At 59.7% G+C, this 18,991-nt stretch carries 14 protein-coding genes and 2 pseudogenes; 8 read left to right on the top strand and 8 right to left on the bottom strand.

All coding sequences use genetic code 11. The features are described from left to right. Positions 1–6: 6 nt before the first annotated feature. From AC14IB_RS09050 to AC14IB_RS09060, 3 genes are read right to left on the bottom strand one after another with little or no spacing between them, the layout of a single operon-like run. The gene (locus AC14IB_RS09050; RefSeq protein ID WP_484231565.1) at positions 7–1,230 is read right to left on the bottom strand and encodes an NAD(P)/FAD-dependent oxidoreductase; all 1,224 of its coding nucleotides are present in this window, start codon (positions 1,228–1,230) and stop codon (positions 7–9) included. Then, positions 1,227–2,615: a cytochrome P450 gene (locus AC14IB_RS09055; protein WP_484231566.1), complete on the bottom strand. Its 1,389-nt coding sequence runs from the start codon at positions 2,613–2,615 to the stop codon at positions 1,227–1,229. Before AC14IB_RS09055 ends, AC14IB_RS09050 begins: the two co-directional genes overlap by 4 nt. Positions 2,616–2,655: 40 nt before the next feature. After that, a complete protein-coding gene (locus AC14IB_RS09060) occupies positions 2,656–2,976 on the bottom strand; it encodes a 2Fe-2S iron-sulfur cluster-binding protein (protein ID WP_484231567.1) in 321 nt (106 codons plus the stop codon). A gap of 133 nt (positions 2,977–3,109) precedes the next feature. On the opposite strand from AC14IB_RS09060, the gene AC14IB_RS09065 reads away from it, so the two are divergent. Beyond that, on the top strand, positions 3,110–4,093 hold the full coding sequence (locus tag AC14IB_RS09065; RefSeq protein ID WP_484231568.1) for a helix-turn-helix domain-containing protein: 984 nt from the start codon (positions 3,110–3,112) through the stop codon (positions 4,091–4,093). Between the two features lie 90 nt (positions 4,094–4,183). On the opposite strand, the pseudogene AC14IB_RS09070 reads toward AC14IB_RS09065, so the two are convergent. The 5 genes and pseudogenes from AC14IB_RS09070 to AC14IB_RS09090 form a co-directional block, all read right to left on the bottom strand. After that, a pseudogene (locus AC14IB_RS09070) lies at positions 4,184–5,170 on the bottom strand (IS3 family transposase). A 229-nt stretch (positions 5,171–5,399) separates the two neighbouring features. Next, on the bottom strand, positions 5,400–8,519 hold the full coding sequence (locus AC14IB_RS09075; RefSeq protein ID WP_484231569.1) for an efflux RND transporter permease subunit: 3,120 nt from the start codon (positions 8,517–8,519) through the stop codon (positions 5,400–5,402). Positions 8,520–8,534: 15 nt separating this feature from the next. Next, on the bottom strand, positions 8,535–9,614 hold the full coding sequence (locus tag AC14IB_RS09080; protein ID WP_484231570.1) for an efflux RND transporter periplasmic adaptor subunit: 1,080 nt from the start codon (positions 9,612–9,614) through the stop codon (positions 8,535–8,537). A gap of 89 nt (positions 9,615–9,703) precedes the next feature. Continuing rightward, positions 9,704–10,108 carry a hypothetical protein gene (locus AC14IB_RS09085; protein WP_484231571.1) on the bottom strand — a complete coding sequence of 135 codons (405 nt, stop codon included), beginning with the start codon at positions 10,106–10,108 and terminating at the stop codon, positions 9,704–9,706. Continuing rightward, positions 10,099–10,575: a ferredoxin--NADP reductase gene (locus tag AC14IB_RS09090; protein WP_484231572.1), complete on the bottom strand. Its 477-nt coding sequence runs from the start codon at positions 10,573–10,575 to the stop codon at positions 10,099–10,101. The genes AC14IB_RS09085 and AC14IB_RS09090 overlap by 10 nt, the downstream gene beginning before the upstream one ends. A 270-nt stretch (positions 10,576–10,845) precedes the next feature. Between AC14IB_RS09090 and AC14IB_RS09095 the strand changes: the two genes are divergently transcribed. The 7 genes and pseudogenes from AC14IB_RS09095 to AC14IB_RS09125 form a co-directional block, all read left to right on the top strand. Next, the gene (locus AC14IB_RS09095) at positions 10,846–12,381 is read left to right on the top strand and encodes a flavin-containing monooxygenase (protein WP_484231573.1); all 1,536 of its coding nucleotides are present in this window, start codon (positions 10,846–10,848) and stop codon (positions 12,379–12,381) included. A gap of 89 nt (positions 12,382–12,470) precedes the next feature. Continuing rightward, positions 12,471–13,361 (top strand): alpha/beta fold hydrolase, encoded by an 891-nt coding sequence (locus AC14IB_RS09100; protein ID WP_484231574.1) that lies wholly within the window; start codon positions 12,471–12,473, stop codon positions 13,359–13,361. 29 nt (positions 13,362–13,390) lie between these two features. Then, positions 13,391–14,944, top strand: a pseudogene (locus AC14IB_RS09105) (long-chain-fatty-acid--CoA ligase); the annotation flags it as partial. Between the two features lie 52 nt (positions 14,945–14,996). Continuing rightward, positions 14,997–16,169: an acyl-CoA dehydrogenase family protein gene (locus tag AC14IB_RS09110; protein WP_484231575.1), complete on the top strand. Its 1,173-nt coding sequence runs from the start codon at positions 14,997–14,999 to the stop codon at positions 16,167–16,169. Between the two features lie 28 nt (positions 16,170–16,197). Continuing rightward, positions 16,198–17,319 (top strand): acyl-CoA dehydrogenase family protein, encoded by a 1,122-nt coding sequence (locus AC14IB_RS09115; RefSeq protein ID WP_484231576.1) that lies wholly within the window; start codon positions 16,198–16,200, stop codon positions 17,317–17,319. Between the two features lie 403 nt (positions 17,320–17,722). Beyond that, complete coding sequence (locus AC14IB_RS09120) at positions 17,723–17,971, top strand: hypothetical protein (RefSeq protein ID WP_484231577.1); 249 nt, start codon at positions 17,723–17,725, stop codon at positions 17,969–17,971. A 278-nt stretch (positions 17,972–18,249) separates the two neighbouring features. Beyond that, the coding region (locus tag AC14IB_RS09125; protein WP_484231578.1) for a thiolase family protein at positions 18,250–18,991 on the top strand (742 nt) is incomplete at its 3' end.

The raw sequence follows: 18,991 nt of genomic DNA on the forward strand, positions 1-18,991 counted from the left end.
TTGCGGCTAATTTCTGGGCAGTGGTTGCTTGTCAAAGTCTGCATGCGCCAAATAATTAATATCTATGCTTTGTCCTTGACTTATGATTTGTTTGCTTAATAAAAAATCTTTAGGCTGGTTAACACAATCAGCAGCGATCAACCGACGATTGCGAAGATAAAAGCAGGAGAAGCTACGGCCAACATTAGGATCTCCTCGTAGTACCACATGGTCATAGCCGCTATTGAGCCCGGCGATCTGCAGCTTGAGATCGTATTGGTCGGACCAGAACCAGGGTAGAGAGCTAATGACTTTGTGCTTGCCGCAGAGTGTGGCGGCGGCTACCTTGGCATGTTCGCCGGCATTGGGCACTGACTCCAGGCGAAGGTGCTGGCCAGTAAACGGGCAGGGGTGCGCGGCACAGTCGCCGGCGGCGACGATGTCGGGGTCGCTTGTGCGTCCGTGCGCGTCGATTACGATACCGTTTTCTACTGCCAGATCGGCTGCCTCGGCCAACTTTACATTGGGCACCACACCAATACCGACGATCACCAGGTCGGCTGCAAGAACCTCGCCATCAGCCAGCTGCACACCTCGCACCCGGTCATCTCCGATGAGTGCGGTGATGCACACACCGGTGCGAAGTTGCACACCTTCCTCACTATGCACTCGGGCGTAAAATGCTGACACGGTAGGTGCCGTGACGCGCTGTAGAACACGTTCGGCGGTTTCCAGGACGGTCACTGCAAGACCTAGTTTGCGCAATGACGCTGCCGTCTCCAGTCCGATATAGCCTGCTCCGATGATCACGACTCGGCGGGCCGCAGCGACCTCGGCACGGATAGCGAGGACATCGGCGGCGCTCCGCAGCGTGTGCACACCATGCATATTGGCGCCGGAAATTAAGAGGGCACGAGGGCTTGCTCCCAAGCACAGTGCCAGCTTGGTGTAAGACAACGTCTCGCCATCGTGCATGCAAATACGGTGCTCCGCCCGGTCGATGCTTATCACACGACCCGGCCGCAGCGTGATGCGCTGCTTCTCGTAGTACAAAGGGGGGCGGATAAGCAGGTCATCCAGACCTGCGGTACCAGCCAGAAAGGTCTTGGACAGTGGCGGGCGATGGTAGGGAAGCACCGGCTCGTCGCTAATCAGCACAATCTCGCCGGACCAGCCTTCCTGGCGCAGGCTGGTGCAGAGCTGGGCACCTGCATGGCTGGCGCCGATGATGACAACGCGGTCGGTAGTCATGTCGCCGACTTCTGCGTCAGCTTCACCATCATCCTGGAGTAGCCGCGCACGAAGTTGGACTGCACGATCCCCGGTTCTTCCAGCACGCTGATGTCGTCGAAACGCGCCAGCAGCTCCTCCCAGAGGATGCGCAGCTGCAGCTCGGCCAGACGGTTGCCCATGCAGCGGTGCACGCCGAAGCCGAATGACATGTGGTTGCGCGCGTTCGGCCGGTCGATGATGAAGTCGTCGGCATTCTCGAACTGGCGCTCGTCGCGGTTGCCGGAGGCATACCACATCACCAGCTTGTCACCCTTCCGGATGAACTGGCCGCCCAGCATCGTGTCGCAGGTGGCGATGCGGCGCATGTAGGCCAGCGGGGTCTGCCAGCGGATGATCTCGGAGACCATGTTGGGGATCAGCGTCTGGTCGGCCTTGAGCTTGGCGAACTGATCCGGGAAGCGGTTCAGCGCCAGCACTCCGCCGCTCATGGAGTTGCGCGTGGTGTCGTTGCCGCCAACGATGAGCAACGCCAGGTTGCCAAGGAACTCCATGGGTCGGTCGATCAGGTCGCGGGTGCTATCATGGCTCTGCATCAGGCTGATCAGGTCGTAGCCCGGGGCCTCGCCGGCAGAACGCCGCGCCGCTTTGTCATGCCAGTGCGCGGATAAGTGCTGCGCCATGTCGATAATGCCTTGAAAGAACTCGTCTAGGTCGAGTGGGCCGCCAGTGGTGTCCGGGCCACCGGCAGCTAAATCGGACCAGTACACCAGTTTGTGGCGCTGGTCGTAGGGGAAGTCAAGGAGGGTGGCTAGCATGCGCGCGGTGAGCTCAATCGATACCTGTTCCACCCAGTCAAAGGGGCGATCGGTGGGCAGGTGATCGAGCACGTCCTGCACGCGCTGGCGAATCAGACCTTCCATTTCCTTGAGGTTTTTTGGTGCCACCACCCCCTGTACGGCTTGGCGTTGCAGGTCATGTCGGGGCGGGTCCATGGCGATGAACATCTCAATGCTCAAGCCGACAGGGGGATCGCCGAGCACAATGAAGGGTTCAGCCGAGAAACGCTCATGGTCCTTGTCGACAGTGAGGATGTCTTCGTAGCGGGTCACCGACCAGAACGGTCCGAAGGCACTCTCGGGCTGGTAATGCACCGGCGCCTCTTCGCGCAGGCGGGCGAAATATTCGCGCCATTTGCCTTGGCGATAGAGAAAGGGGTTGCTCACGTCGATGTCGGCCAGTGCCACGTCGGCGACATCAGGAATCGGGTGCTCGCTGAACACGGGCGGGCGGCTGTCGGGCAGCACGGCATGGCGGACTTTGTGGAACAGGTGCACGCCGCGGATCTGCAGGTCCATAGGAATGCGGGCCTGGGCCTTGCGGAGAATCGGGTCGATGACGTTCATGCGGGTATCTGCCTGGGTGATGAAGGGAGGGCGTGGGCGATCACATCTGGAACTCGGGGAGGCGCACGGTCATGCCGTCCATGTCGGCGCTGACCGTAACCTGGCAGGCCAGGCGCGAAGTCGTTTGGCGCTCCGGGGTCATGCCCAACATCTGCTCTTCATCAATCGCACTTGGGCCGACGCGGTCGAACCAGAGTGGGTCGAGAATGACATGACAGGTGCCACAGGCGCAGACGCCGCCACAGTCTCCGTCGATGCCTGGGACGCCGTGGCTGGTCGCGATTTGCATCAGTGATTTGCCATCGGAAATCGCAGCTTCGTGGCATTCACCATCGTGAGAGATGAAAATTATCCGGCTCATGAACTGACTCGTGCTAATTAAAAACAGAAAATTGATGTTGCACGCAGAGTGTCTGGTCAGCTATGTTGCATCAGGTCTGTTTTTTGTGAGTTTGGCTCAAATGATCCCTTCTTTGATGCGCCAAGAGCCAGTCATGCCGGCTCATTTCATGGCACATCTTCTCGAATCTGATTTTCTAGATGCTGACGCGGTGTCGAGCTTGCGTGCCACTATTGAGCGAGATGGGGTTGACCCTGAGACCATACTTACGTCGGGTGCACAGCTTCCCATGCGCTGGTTCCGAGAGGCTTATCCTTCGCTTGATGCCGAAAAGGCAGCTTGCATAGGCTATGCAGCTGGTGAGCATGCTCATTTGACTTCGTATGGCCTATTAAGTCTGTCGCTGGTCAGCGCAAGCTCGATTAATGAGGTTATTCGTCTGCTCGCTTTTATGCCGCTGATCTCAAATGTTATTAAAGCGCGCATCCAAGAGTCTAAAGATGCCTTGCTGGTAACGCTCTCGGTTAACTCTGGCGATGCGGTGCTCGACCGCATCCCGCTGTTCTACAGCGCCGCAGCGCTGATGCATTTGCTGCGCCTGATTTCGGAGGAGTCACCGGAGCTTAGCATCCATATCGCTTGGCCCATGCCAGAGGCCCTAGCGACTCATCGTGAGGTTGTTAGTGGGCGGCTACACTTTGATGCGCCTATGCATTTCATCAAGGTGCCACATTCAACCTTGATCTCGGTCTGCCGTTTTCCTGACCCCGTCGCTTACAAAAATATCGTAGCCATACTGCAGGCCAAGCTTGATGAGCATGATCTTAACAATGATGTCGCTGGTCATGTCAGAAGCCTGCTAGCCAAGGTGCACGGTCGGCAGAGCATTGATCATGTGGCGGCCGTCTTGAATTTGTCGGTAAGCACGTTAAAACGTCGGCTTACCAAGTGTCATACCTCCTTCAGCGAACTGCAGGAGGAGGCCTTATGCGATCGTGCCAAGCTGATGCTCATGGATGCATCAATGACACTGGATACTATCTCTGCTTCGCTTGGCTACAGCGATTTGTCGAACTTCTCGCATGCGTTCAAGCGCTGGACTGGTATAGCGCCTGGAAAATTCAGGAGGGTTCATTAAGCCACTATATTTTGACGTGTATCTAGCTCCAGCACATAGAGCCGGCTGGACGATTTCAGACAGCCTGATAAGTGGATTGTCAGCCAAGGTTCAAGCCACCTGGGTCAGGGGTGGCTGGTTGAAGTAAACCTGATCCGGGGTCAGCCGGGCAAGGCTCGAGTGTGGTCGGCGCTGATTGTAGAACATCAGATAGCGACCAATGCCGGCACGGGCCGCCGAGACCGTGTCATACGCATGCAGGTACACCTCTTCGTATTTGACCGAACGCCATAACCGCCCGACGAACACGTTGTCGCGCCAGCAGCCCTTGCCATCCATGCTGATGCGGATGCCGTTGTCCTTCAGCAGCCCGATGAACGCGGCGCTGGTGAGCTGGCTGCCCTGATCCGTGTTGAAGATCTCCGGGCAGCCATGCCGGGCAATCGCTTCTTCAATCGTCGCCAGACATAACTCGACATCCATCGTGATCGACGCCCGCCAGGACAGCACCCGTCGTGAGTACCAGTCCATGACGGCGGCCAGATACACGTAGCCTCGCGCCATGCGGATGTAGGTGATATCCATGGCCCAGACCTGATTCGGCCGATTGATCGCCAGGCCACGCAGCAGGTAGGGGTAGATCGGATGCCGTTAACCACGCCTGCTGGTGTTGGGCTTGCGATGCATGCGCCTCATCAGCGTACCGACACGCAGACGCCCGACCACGGTGCCTTCCTGCCAGAGCAGATCGCAGTCGCTGACCGGCTGTGGCCGATAGTAGGCGGTGCGGCGACTGAGGTTCAGCGCCCGCGCCTGCCGGCTGATCGGCGCGCTCACCACTTTTTTCGCAGGGCTTCCCGGGTGACTTCGTTTTCCAGGATCGACTCGGCCAGCAAGCTTTTTCAGCCGCGGGTTCTCGGCCTCCAGCTCCTTCAGTCGCTTGGCGTCGGAGACGCTCATGCCACCGAACTTGCTACGCCAGAGGTAATAGCTGGCTTCCGAGAAGCCGTGCTGACGGCACAGCTCTTTTACCTGCAGACCGGCCTTCGCTTCGCGCAGGAAGCCGATGATCTGCTCTTCGGTGAAACGCTTCTTCATGTCCAATCTCCTCAGGGTGGGATTGGACTCCAAAGCGCCGTGCTACTCAAATACGGTGGAACGTCGGGGTCATGGAACAGCTCCTGATCAATGGGGGCATGATGCCCCAGTCAGCCCGCCAATCCACTTATCGGGCTACCTGAAATCGTCCAGCCGGCTCTCCCTTCAGGCGCGCGTCGCCATCTGTTGCATCGTGGATCAACCGGGGCAGATGCTCAGATACACGCCCTTAACCCTCACGCCTCACCTTGAACCAGGCGGCGTACATGGCGGGCAGGCTGAGCAGGGTGAGCGCGGTGGCCACGATCAGTCCACCCATAATGGCCACGGCCATTGGCCCCCAGAAAGCGCTGTGCATCAGCGGGATCATAGCCAGCACCGCAGCGGCCGCGGTCAGCATGATGGGACGGAAGCGGCGCACGGCGGCATCCACAATGGCGGTCCAGCGATCCACCCCGGCGGCAATGTCCTGCTCGATCTGGTCGATCAGGATCACTGAGTTGCGGATGATCATGCCGTTCAGCGCGATGATGCCGAGCGTGGCCACGAAGCCCATGGGCTTGTTGAGCAGCAGCAGGGTGAGCGAGGCGCCGACGATGCCGAGCGGGCCGGTCAAAAAAACCAGCAGGCTGCGCGCGAAGCTGCGCAGCTGCAGCATCAGCAGCGTGAAGATGATGAAGAGCATGAGCGGCACCTTCGCGGCTATCGAATTCGTGCCGCGCTTGGATTCCGCCACCGTGCCGGCGATCTCGATCCGGAAGCCAGCCGGCAGCTTTGCCCGCAGCGCCTGTAGCTGCTCATCCAAGCGTAATGCCACTGTAGCACCCTGTATGCCCTCGCGCACGTCTCCCTGCACGGTGATGGCGTAGTTGCCGTTATAGCGCCAGAGGATGCCGGGCTCCCAGTCGAAGCGGGCATGGCTGACCTGCGCCGAGGCGATGGAGGTGCCGCTGGCGGTCGGCATATAGGCACTGGCAATAGCGGTGATGGTGTTGCGCTCTGCTTCGGGCTGGCGCAGTACGATGGGAAGCTGGCGGTTGTCTTCGCGATAGAGCCCGATCGGCAGGCCCGCCAAGATGGTTTCGCTGGCCCGGGCCACGCCTGCGTTGTCGACCCCAAGCGCCCGTGCGCGCGCCTGGTCGATGTCGAGGCTCAGGACCTTGATCTCCTCGTTCCAGTTGTCGTTGATGCCGCGCATGTCGGCGTCTTGGCGCAGCACGCCCTTCACGCTCTCGGCGATAGCGCGTACCTGCGCGGAGTCCGGGCCAACCACGCGAAACATCACGGGGTAGGGTACGGGCGGTCCATTGGGCAGCAGCTGGACGCGTGTGCGGACTTCCGGGAACTCTTGCGCCAGCAGGCGCGGCAGATCGCGGCGGATGCGCTCGCGGTCCTCGTGCGAGGCTGGCAGCACAATGAGCTGGGAAACGTTGTCCTGCGGGAAGATTACTTCCAAAGGCAAGTAGAAATGCGGCACGCCGGAGCCGATAAATGACGACACCGATGTCACGCCTTTGATGTCTTTCAGTCGCTTTTCGACGCGAGTCGCCAGGTTCTCGCTGGCGGCAAACGACGCGCCTTCCGGTAACCAGAGGTCGACGAGGATCTCGGGACGGCTGGAATCGGGGAAGAACTGCTTCTCCACCACCTGCATGCCGATCACGCCCAGCACCAGCGCGCCGACGGTGGCGCCGATGGTGAGCCAGCGGTGCTGCACGCAGTAATCCACCGTCCGGCGCACGCGGCGGTAGAAGGGGGTATCGAAGACCTCGCCGTGGCTGTGCGGCTGATCGCGCAGAAGCTTGTAGCCGAGATAGGGCACGAAGTAGATGGAAACGAACCACGAGATCAGCAGCGCCGCCGTGGTCACCGCGAAGATGGCGAAGGTGTATTCGCCCACCGCTGAGTTGGCGAGCCCGATGGGCAGAAAGCCCGCCGCCGTGATGAGGGTGCCGGTTAGCATGGGCATGGCGGTTGCGCTGAAGGCATAGGTGCTAGCGCGTAGGCGGTCCAGGCCTTCTTCCATTTTGCGCACTGTCATCTCGATGATGATGATGGCGTCGTCTACCAGCAGGCCGAGCGCGATGATGAGCGAGCCCAGCGAGATCTTGTGCAAGTCTATACCGGTCCAGTTCATCACCAGAAAGGTGGCCGCCAGCACAGTGGGAATGGAGAGCGCCACCACGAGGCCGGGGCGGGTATCGATGCGCCAAGGGTTCTTGTGCAGGCCGAGCGCGAGAAAACTCACGCCCAGCACGATGATGAGCGCCTCGGCCAACACGCGCAGGAATTCGTGCACGGAAAGCGCTACTGCCGCCGGCTGGTACTGCATCTGCTCGAGTTCGATACCAACCGGCAGGAGCCGCCGCAGTTCGGCGGTGGCTGCATTCAGGCTTTCTCCCAGCTTGATGATGTCGCCGCCCTTGGCCATGGAGATTGCCAGTGCGGTGACCTCGCGACCGTTGTGCCGTACTTTCGGCACGGGTGGGTCTTCGTAGCCGCGCATGATGGTGCCGAGGTCGCCAAGGCGAAAGGTACGGCCGTTGAAGCGCAGTGGCAGTGCGCGCAATGCCTCGACGCTGTCGAACTGGCCCCCGATGCGCACCTGTAGCGTGTCGCTGGGGGTGTGCAGCTCGCCGGCGAACGCGACAGCGTTCTGTGCGTTCAGGGCGGCAACTATCTCGGGCAGGCCGATGCCGAGCCTTGCGAGCTTTCGCTGCGATATCTCTACATGGATTTGCTCCTGCTGGAGGCCGAGCAGCTCAACCTTGGCCACAGTGGGCACTTGCAGCAGCTGCTGACGTATCAGTTCGGCGTGATCGCGCAGTTCGGCAGATGAGAAACCGTCACCGGAGAGCGCATAGATGACGCCATATACATCGCCGAATTCATCGTTGAACACCGGCCCCTGCACGCCGGCTGGCAGGAGCTGGCGCATGTCGCTGATTTTCTTGCGCACCGTATACCAAATTTGAGGAACGTCCTTGGCTTGGGTGGAGTCCGTGAGTTCTATCAGGAAGGTGGTCTCGCCGGGCTTGGAATAGTTGCGGATCCTTTCCATGCTCGGCATTTCCTGCAGCGTCTTCTCGATGGGGTCGGCGACCTGCTGGGCCATCTGCGTGGCGGTGGCGCCGGGCCAGAAGGCGCGGATCACCATGATGCGGTAGGTGAAGGGGGGGTCTTCGTCCTGTCCGAGCTGGAAGTAAGCGGCGCTGCCGGCGATAAGCAGCACGATGAGCAGGTAGAGAGTGATCGCCGGGTTCTGGATGGCGATGCGCGAGAGGTTGAAGCGCTCGGCGGTCCGGCCGGCAGCGGTGTTGTGGTGGGCAGGCGGGTAGTTGGTCGTCATGTCAGATTCCCGTGCTCAGCGCTTGGGTGGTGTGAACGGGACGACCTTTTGGCCCTCTGCGAGCATATGCACGCCGGCCGTCACGACCTGCTCGCCGAAGGCGAGGCCTGCCACGATCATGTCGTTGCCGTCGGCACCGACGATCTGCACCGCCCGTTGTTTCACGGTGGAGGAAGTCGCGTCGTAGACCCATACCAGTGATTGTCGGTTCTTGCCAAACACCGCAGACACGGGCAGGCGCACGCCACCGTTTTTCGGCGCGAGCAACGTCAGGTACAGCGTGGCGGACTGGCCGAGGGCGAGGGCATCGGCCGGCGCTTTCACGGTGTAGCGGGCGCGGAAGGTGCGGGTGACTGGATCGGCGGCGGCGGCGAGCTCCCGCAGCGTGGCAGGCAGTCTCATGTCAGGGCGCGCCCACAGCGACACTTCGGCCCTTGCTGCCCGGGCCAGCATCGTACGATGTTCGGGGAATTCCACTTCGATTTCGCGCGGGCCGTCATGCGCGAGTCGGATCACCTGCTGGCCGGCCCCGACGACTTCGCCGACATCCGCCAGTACCGCCACCACGATGCCGTCGCTGTCGGCGCGTAGCACAGTATCGGCGAGGCGGTTCTTTTGCAGCGAGAGGTCGCTTTCTGCCTGTTGCATTTGTGCTTCCGCTGCAGAGAGTTCAACGCGCTTGCGCTCCAGGTCCGTGGTGGAAACGAAACCTTTTTTGGCGAGCTCTTTATAACGCGCGTAGTCGGCGCGCGCGTTCTCCACCCGCGCGGTGGCGGCGGTCAGCGCCGAGTCGGCGGACCGGTCGGAGAGCTGGAAGTCTCGTGCGTCAAGGCGAGCGAGCTCCTCGCCACGGCGCACGCGCTGGCCGCTTTCCACACGCCGTGAGATGAGCTTTCCGCCGACTCGAAAACCCAGGCCAGACTCCACGCGGGCCTTTACTTCCCCGGCGAGTTCGGCCACGTTAACGCCCTGGGTTTCACCTGCCGTTATCAGCTTGGCCGGGCGAGGGGGCGACAGAGGGGGCTCTTCGCGACAGGCACAAAGGGCTATGGCAGCAGCAACAATGAGCAGGGGGGGGGGAATTGTTCTTTTCATTTACGCTTTTTCTTTGGTCATTTTAGTCGAGGGTGGAAGCCGTATCCGGGCTGCCAGCAGTAAGCACCTGCTCGCGGCTAGGGGCGTGTTCAGCAATTATCGGCGACGAGATGAAGAGGACGAGATGAAGAGTTAGCAGCATCCATCATCAAGTAATGATGGTTCGGTAATGAGGCAATAGGACTGTACTCTGTTGAATTTTCTGACTGAAAACAAGTTAGCCTCGATAGCGAAGAATGCATTTGCAGCGCTGCAATTGCATGTGGCGGAAGTTGCAGTGGCAGCGCCGCCAGAAGCGCACCTACTCGCTGTATGAGGGCGTCGGCAGCATCGCTCGCTCTCAGATCTGCCATTCCCAGCATTCGCGCCAGACGGGCAAGCCGCGGTTGGCGGGCGGGAAGATTGAATCTGAGGACATGGGGCAGCGCCATGGCATTTGTCCGACCGTGCGGCACGGCATAGCAAGCGCCGAGCTTATTGGCAATCACAAGCACATCACCGGGGTAATGCCCGACCCGGCGGCCGCAAAGACATAGTGTGGTGCAGACGCGGAGAGCAGGGTGAAGTCGCCGCTTGGGCCGTTGAACTGGACGGAGTCTCCAATCAGGAGTTGATCGTTGAGAAGGGCCGAAACATGGCCACTCGAGACATGCTTAACGGTGACGGCAAAGCGGTTGCACACGGGCGCCTGGCTCAGCGAGTAGGCTCTCTTGTAGCACTGACTATCAATGTCCAGTTGCAGGATCATGATCTGGCCCGCCGTGGTCACGACTGGTCGGCCTTCCATGCACTCTAACATTAAGGTGCGAGCCTCAGCGGTTTCCCGAATTGCCCCCACCAGCCTAGCATTGCGGTGGATCTGGTCGGCACGCACGAAGCGCGTCCACCGTTTGGCACTAGCGCGCTGGCCGGCCACGATGATGATACCGGAATGATGCGAGCGGGCGGCTATGACTCTCATTTAAAGCTCCTTCGAGCGCAAGTCTCAATGCCGCGACTGCGGTATTTAAAAGCGTAGAGTGCAACTATATTCTTAACATTTGGCCAAATGACCAACGCATTGTCAATCCCTGCTCGGTCAACTTGGCGTCGTTGGTACTGGTCACGCATACGGATGACATTACAACCAACTCTTGACAGGCCTTGGCTGTTTTGAAGTAATATCTTGGTCAATTGACCAAATACTGCGAAATTGATTTCGGTCTGCCTTGGATAGTTGAAGAGTATTGGCATGAGAAGATGTGGCAGTCAGATCGATTCAACGTCGGCACAAAAAGCGGATTATCGGGTCATTGTGATCGGTGCGGGATTCTCGGGGATCAACGCGGGGATTCGCCTCAAGCAGGCTGGCATCACCGATTTTGTCATTCTGGAGCGGGCGGACGATGTCGGCGGCACTTGGCGAGACAACACTTACCCCGGCTGCGCCTGCGACGTGCCGTCTGTTGTGTATTCCTATTCCTTCGAGCAACAGCCGGACTGGAGTCGCAGCTTCGCCGGCAACCACGAAATCCACCAGTACATTCACCACTGCGTGGAGAAATACGATCTCATGCCTTGGCTGCGTTTCGGCGCTAATGTACAGCAGGCGGTCTTCGATGCCAGGGCCGGCCTCTGGCGCTTGACCCTGAAGGGCGGCAGTCAGTTGACCGCCCGTGCGGTGGTCTCGGTCGTGGGCGGGCTCTTGAATCCGGCGTATCCGACCATTCCCGGGCTTGAGACTTTCAAGGGCCAGCAATTCCACACGGCGCGTTGGCGGCACGATGTTGATCTCAGGGACAAGCGAGTCGCCGTCATTGGTACCGGTGCCAGTGCGATACAGGTCATTCCGGCAATACAACCGACGGTGTCGCGACTCAAAGTCTTTCAGCGCACGCCGGCCTGGGTGTTGCCCAAGCCCGATTTCGCGGTGGCAGCGCGCACCCGTCGCCTGTTTGCGCGGCTGCCTGTCTTGCAGAGGGCAGTACGGAACGGTATTTTCGCGGCCAGCGAAGCAATTTTCGGACCACTCGTTATCGTCGATTCACCGGCCTCCCGTCTGCTCGAACGAGCGGCGGCTACCTATCTCAACGGGCAGATACAGAACCCGGCGCTGCGCCGGAAATTGACGCCGGCTTTCCATATCGGCTGCAAGCGAGTCCTGTTGTCGAGCGACTATTTTCCGGCCCTGGCGCGGGAAAACGTCGATGTCATCACTGACGCCATCGTTCGCGTCACTCCCCAGGGGGTGGTGACGGCGGATGGCACAACGCACGAGGTGGATGTCATCGTGCTGGCCACGGGCTTTTGCTTGGACATTGGCAATGCGCCCTTCGAGGTACGCGGACTGGAAGGCGTGTCGCTTAGCGACGCGTGGAAGGCGCATGGCAGCAAGGCTTACCTTGGCATGGCGGTCAGCGGTTTCCCGAACTGGTTCCTGATGCTGGGGCCTAATACCGGCCCCGGTCATACCTCAGTGCTGGTCTACACCGAGTCGCAGGCCAGCTACATCACGCAGGCGCTCAAGACACTATTCGAGCGTAATCTGCGCTACCTCAACGTGCGCCAGTGTGAGCAAGATGCTTGGCACGATGCGTTGCAGGCGCGGATGCGGCATACCTCGTGGACCTCAGGCTGCCGCAGTTGGTATCTCGATGCGAATGGCGAGAACCACGCACTCTTTCCCGGACTCGCGTCCGAGTATGTCCTGCGCGCGAAGACATTCCGGCCCGAAAAATATGATTTCACCGTGTTTGCCCCGGTGGTCGAAGAGCCAGCGTTGGCATGAAGCGAATGTGCAGCGCCTGTACCGTTACGGGCAAGCCCTGCGCCTGCTGACCCGGCTGGCCTGACTCTGAATAAGGAGTACTACACGACATGAATCTTGCCTTGAATGCACCGCAGGCGCTGGCCTCCCGAGACAAGGGCAACCTGTTCGAATGGTGCGGGCACGGCGGCGTACACCTGTACGGTGAGCGCTGGGGCCGTGGCGGTGACGGACTGGTATTGTTCCTGCATGGCGGCGGCCAGACACGCCATGCCTGGGCTGGCGCGGCGCGGCGCATCGCGCAACGCGGCTACGAAGCCATGAGCATCGATACACGAGGCCATGGCGACAGCGACTGGGCGCCTGATAGTGATTACAGCGTTGACACGCTGGTCACCGACCTGACTGCGCTGCCGGAACAGGACGGACGCGCGCCAGTGCTCGTCGGTGCTTCCATGGGCGGCATCACCGCGCTGATAGGCGTGGGTGAGGGGAGGCTGGCCTGTCGCGCGCTCGTGCTCGTCGATATCGCACCCCGCATTGAACCCGAGGGCGTGGCCCGTATCGTGGCCTTTATGCGTGGTTATCCGGATGGCTTTGAATCGCTTGAGACGGCACGCTCTGCCGTAGCAGCTTACAATCCGCAGCGCCAACAGGCTGGCGATGGCTCGGGTCTACGCAAAAATCTGCGCCTTTGCAGCGACGGTCGCTATCGCTGGCACTGGGATCCGCGCCTGCTTGAGCATGCGGAGCGAGCCGATCCAGCCACGATGACGCAGCAGCATGAACGGCGTATCGCTGCGGCACGCCGCATTCAGGTGCCGACACTGCTTGTCCGGGGCACGCAGAGCGACATCGTCAGCGAAGAAGGCGTGCGCGAGCTGCGCGAACTCATTCCCCATGCCGAAATTGTCGAGATTGCGCAGGCTGGCCACATGGTCGCTGGCGACCGCAACGACATCTTTTTGGATGCCATTCTGGCCTTTATTGACCAACATTAAGGCGGCCCAGTGCCACCACCAAGGAGTACACCATGTCCCTGACTCAAGGTCTGCATCGCGCGATCCAGACCCGCGGTGACCAACTCGCCACCATTGACGGAGAGCGCCGCCGCACCTGGCGCCAGGTCGGGGCGCGTGTCGCCCGTCTGGCCGGAGCCTTGCGCGCATTGGGTGTGGGTTCGGAAGATCGAGTGGCCATCCTCTCGCTCAACAGCGATCGCTATGTCGAGTATTTCTACGCCGTCGCTTGGGCTGGAGCCGCTTGTAATCCGGTCAATATTCGGCTGACTCCGGCTGAAATCGCCTACACGCTGAACGACTCCGGCAGCCGTGTGCTCTTCATCGACGAGACCTTTGCCCCGATACTGGCGGCGCTGCGGTCAGCCATGACTACGGTTGAGCACATCATTTATATGAGTGACGGCGCAGTACCAGACGGCTACCTCGCCTACGAAGCGCTCGTGGCGACGGGCTCGGTGGTTCCCGATGCCGCAGTCGGCGGCGATACCCTGGCTGGCCTTTTTTATACCGGTGGCACCACGGGGAAGTCTAAGGGCGTCATGCTTACCCATGCCAATCTCTTGGCCAACGCGCTCAATGTACTGCCGGCGCTGGCCTATGACGCGAGCACGATCTACCTGCATGCTGCGCCGATGTTCCACCTCGCCGACATGGCCAGCACCTTTGCCGTCACCATGGCGGGCGCGACGCATTGCGCGGTGCCGCGCTTCGACGTGGAGAACGTGCTGTCCACGATGGCGCGCGAGCGGGTGACGCATGCCTTGCTCGTACCTGTGATGATCAATCTGCTGGTCAGTTCCGGAAAGATAAGCGACTATGACATTTCCAGCCTGCGCCGCCTCATGTATGGCGCCTCGCCGATGCCGAGAGCCGTACTGATGCGCGCCATGCAGCAGATGCCGGGGGTCGGCTTTACCCAAGGCTATGGCCAGACCGAGTCCTCCCCGGTTATCTCCTTCCTGTCCCCCGAGCAGCACGCCGCAGGCGGCGACCGGTTGGAGAGCGCGGGCCAGCCTGCCTATGGTGTGGATGTCAGGATACTTGACGCTCAAGACAGTGAGGTGTCGCCCGGCACCATCGGCGAAGTCTGCGTACGCGGGCCGAACGTGATGCGGGGCTACTGGCAACTGGAGCAGCAGACACGCGAGACCTTGCGCAATGGCTGGCTGCATACCGGTGATTTGGGCTACATGAGCGAAGACGGCTTCGTGTTCATCGTCGATCGCGCCAAGGACATGATCATCACGGGCGGCGAGAATGTCTTTTCCGTGGAGGTGGAGGGTGCCATCCATCTGCATCCCGGCGTGCAGGAATGCGCGGTGATCGGCATTCCTGATGAAAAATGGGGCGAGTGCGTGCACGCCATTGTCGTTCCCAAGCCTGGGGTGAACCTTGTCCCGGCCGACATCATTTCCCTGTGCCGGGATCGTATTGCCGGCTACAAGCTCCCGCGGAGTGTGGATATCCGCCATGAGCCATTGCCATTAAGCGGCGCCGGCAAGGTCCTGAAGACGGAGCTGCGAAAACCGTACTGGCAGGACATGTCGAGAAACGTCGGCTGAAAACTGACGTCATCTAATTTTCATCTCTAAAAACCAACAAGACGGAAACACCATGAATCTTGAGTTTACTACAGAAGAACTGGCCTTCCAGAACGAAGTGCGCCAGTGGTTCGCCGAAAACGTACCTGCTTCGCTCAGATCGCGTGCGGATAATGGCCAAATGCCGGACCGGGACGAACAACATGGATGGGAGCAAGTGCTCGGCAGGAAGGGGTGGCTGGTTGTCGGATGGTCCGCCCAGCATGGTGGTCCTGGATGGACGGCAACACAGCGATACATTTTTGACCTTGAGCGCGCTCGCGCGGGCGCACCGCCGGTGTCGCCGTTCGGTGTTTCCATGGTCGGCCCGGTCATCTGCGCTTTTGGCTCCGCCGAGCAGAAGCAGCAGCACTTGCCAGGCATCATCAGCGGCAATGTCCACTGGTGTCAGGGCTATTCCGAACCGAATGCGGGATCGGATCTGGCGTCCCTGAAAACGGCTGCCGTACTGGACGGAGGCCATTACGTCGTCAACGGCCAGAAAATTTGGACGACACAGGCGCACTGGGCGGACTGGTGTTTTTGCCTTGTGCGTACGGACTCATCCGTAAAGCAGCAGCAGGGCATTTCCTTCCTGCTGATCAACATGAACACGCCGGGCATCGAGGTTCGGCCCATTCACTCCATCGACGGGCATCACCACCTGAACGAGGTGTATTTTACCGATGTCAGGGTGCCCGTAGAGAACTTGGTCGGCAGCGAAGGCATGGGGTGGACCATTGCCAAGTTCCTGCTGACCCATGAACGAACCACTATCGCCGGCGTTGCCGACTCGAAGCGGGAAATCGAACGCCTTAAGCAGATGCTCAAGGACACGAAACAGGGCAACGGTTCCCGCTGGGATGACCCTTTTGCCCGCCGCAGGGTCGCCGAACTGGAGATCGATCTGGCCGCACTTGAGTACACCAACTTCCGCACGGTTGCCGCGACCGAAGAAGGCATGGGTCTGGGAGCCGAGTCCTCCGGACTGAAAATCAAGGGAACCGAACTGCAGCAGGCCATCACGCAAGCGATGGTGGAGCTGGGCGGCCATCTGTCCCTGACGTGGGACAACAGCGAACCCGTGGGCAGCTTTGCCTTCAATCGCACCCGCGAGCGCTACAACTTCCTGCGTGCGGCCACGATATACGGCGGCACCAACGAAATTCAGAAGAACGTCATCGCCAAGATGCTGCTCGGACTCTGACAACACCTTACAAAACAGGGGAATCAAGATGGATTTTCGCTTATCGGATGACCAGCGCATGCTGGATGAGTCTGCATCAAAGTATCTGGCCGGACAGTACAGTTTTGATCTCTACCGCAAGCAACTCGCGGCCGATGTCGCATTTGACGAGTCGCGCTGGACTGCTATGGCAGAGCTGGGCTGGATGGCGCTGCCCTTCCCGGAATCCGTTGGGGGGTTTGGCGGTTCACTGGTGGACATCCAGTTGATTGCACGGCGTCTTGGTGAGAAATTGTGCACCGACCCGTGGCTCACTTGCGCCGTGCTCCCGGGCAAAGTTCTGGAGTTCGCAGGTGGTGTCAATGCGATGCAATTGTTGTCAGGCGTTTCAGCAGGCACCACACGAGGGGCGCTGGCGGCGTTGGAAGCCAACTCCCATTACGACCCGACACTGATTGCAACGCGGGTCACGGAGAATGGCGATGGCATACGCATTGACGGACAGAAATCCGTTGTCTTCGGCGCAGAGTATGCCCACGTACTGCTGGTAACGGCATGTGCCGCAAATGGTGAAGCGATGCTGATCGCAGTGCCATCCTCGGCGCCAGGCGTATCCTTGAACCACTACCGTGTCGTCGACGGCTCGCGTGCCTCGGAAGTCAACCTGAATGCTGTCAAGCTGCCTGAAACCGCTGTGCTGGCACGTGGATGCGTAGCAATCGATGCCGTCAAGAGAGCCATCGACGTGGCCAACGCGGCAATATGCGCCGATCTGCTGGGGGCCGCATCAACCATGCTGAACAAGACCCGAGATTACGCCAGAATGCGGAAACAGTTCAGCGTCGCAATTGGAAGTTTTCAGGTCATCCAGCATTATCTGGTCGATATGTTCATCGAAACCCAACAATCCGAGTCGCTCGTCTGGATGGCCGGCCTCCAAGGCGATACGCAGGAATGTGCAGATCGTGAAAAGGCAATTTCTATTGCCAAAGCCTATATCGCTCGATCGGCCGTGATGGTCGCGCAGAAATCCATACAGATTCACGGCGGTATAGGCGTCACCGAGGAACTGGATATCGGGCACTACTTCCGGCGTGTCACGCACTACGCGCAGATGTTCGGCGATCGCGACCATCATGTCCAACGCTACATGGCTTTCGGCCAGGGCTGACCTGACATTTTACGCGACAGCTGATGCCATCAGACATTCGAGAACCCAATCCCATCGCACTTGACGACATCTTTGTGGGGTGTAGCAAGATGTATCTTTGTCCATACGAGTACTAAATGAAAACGGAAGGGATGCCGTATGCCTGATCGAAGCCGGGCTCCGTGACCGCCTCCCTTTCATTCATATCCTGTTTTGTATCATCGGCCTCATCCGGGAGGGACGCTATAACATGGGCTACTGCACCGTGCTCGAACCGTACCGCGTGAAAGTGCTGTAGCGCATGCACGAGTGAGTGGTGGCACCATTGTAAGCAGTCGTTCCTGAATAACCCCCGCAGCCCAGCATTGGAGCGGGCTTTCTGGTTCAGCTCATGCTCGCGGCAGAGCTGCTGCTCCAGCCGCACATGCTTGCTGATATTACGGAAGACGGCGGCAAAGCGTCCGGCCTGGGGACAGTAGCGGCACAACTCATAGCGTCGGCCAGTTTCGATGCTGAAACTTACAAAGTGTTTTGCCCGGCCGCTCAAGGCGACGCCACAGTAATTTTCCTGCCAGATGCTTTATTGCCGGGGCGCCCATTCCAGAGAGGGCCGACCGACACAGTTACGGGGAAAGCCGGTCTGGGCGAAGAAGGCATCGTTGACTTCGAGTAGCTGGAAGTCATAGGCCATTCCCTTCAAGGAAAGGCTGCTGGTAGCAAGTCCTTCACAGTCCTTTCCCAGTTGTCGGTCGCAGCCGCCTTTAATTCCCCGTGGTTTGACGCTTGGACGCTCAATAAAAATAAAAGTAGCAGTATTTGACCAGTTGACCAAGGTCGGCTTGTAGCCTTTGTTTTATAAGATCGGCGGGGGCAATGACAGCATCTTGACAACTCTGGTGATGGACTCACAGAATCGCGTTCTTGGTCATTTGACCAAAAAGATCAGCGGAGATGTCGAAAATGAATCAACAAAGGGTATTTGTCGCCGGTGTCGGCATGATCCCGTTCGTAAAGCCTGGCCAGAACAGGCCCTATCACGAGATGGGAGCAGAAGCGGTCCAGTTGGCGCTGGACGATGCCGGCCTTCGTTATACCCATGTCGAGCAAGCCTACGCCGGCTATGTTTACGGCGACTCCACCTGCGGGCAGAAGGCGCTGTACCCGCTGGGCATGACGGGTATTCCTATAATCAACGTCAACAACAACTGCTCCACCGGCTCCACTGCTCTCTACTTGGCGCGACAGGCGGTGGCGAGTGGCGTGGCGGACTGTGTGCTGGCGGTTGGTTTCGAACAGATGAACCCCGGCGCCATCGGCAGCGTTTTTACCGACCGCCCAAGCCCTTTCGCGGATTTCGACGCAGTCACCGATGCGTTGGTGGATGTTGATCTGCCGTTGGCGCTACGCTATTTCGGGGGAGCAGGCCAGAGCCACATGCGCAAGTACGGCACGAAGATAGAGACCTTCGCGAAGATCCGCGCCAAGGCCAGCCGCCATGCCGCCAACAATCCGCTGGCGCTGTTCCGGCAGGTGGTCTCGCCCGAAGAGGTCCTAAACGAGAAGCTGATCTGGCCAGGCGTCATGACCCGTTCCATGGCCTGCCCGCCGACTTGCGGCGCGGCGGCCTCGCTCCTCGTCTCCGACGCGTTTGCGCAGCGTCATGGCTTGCGCCGCGATGTCTTCATCGCGGCGC

This window comes from Perlucidibaca sp. (assembly GCF_057084925.1).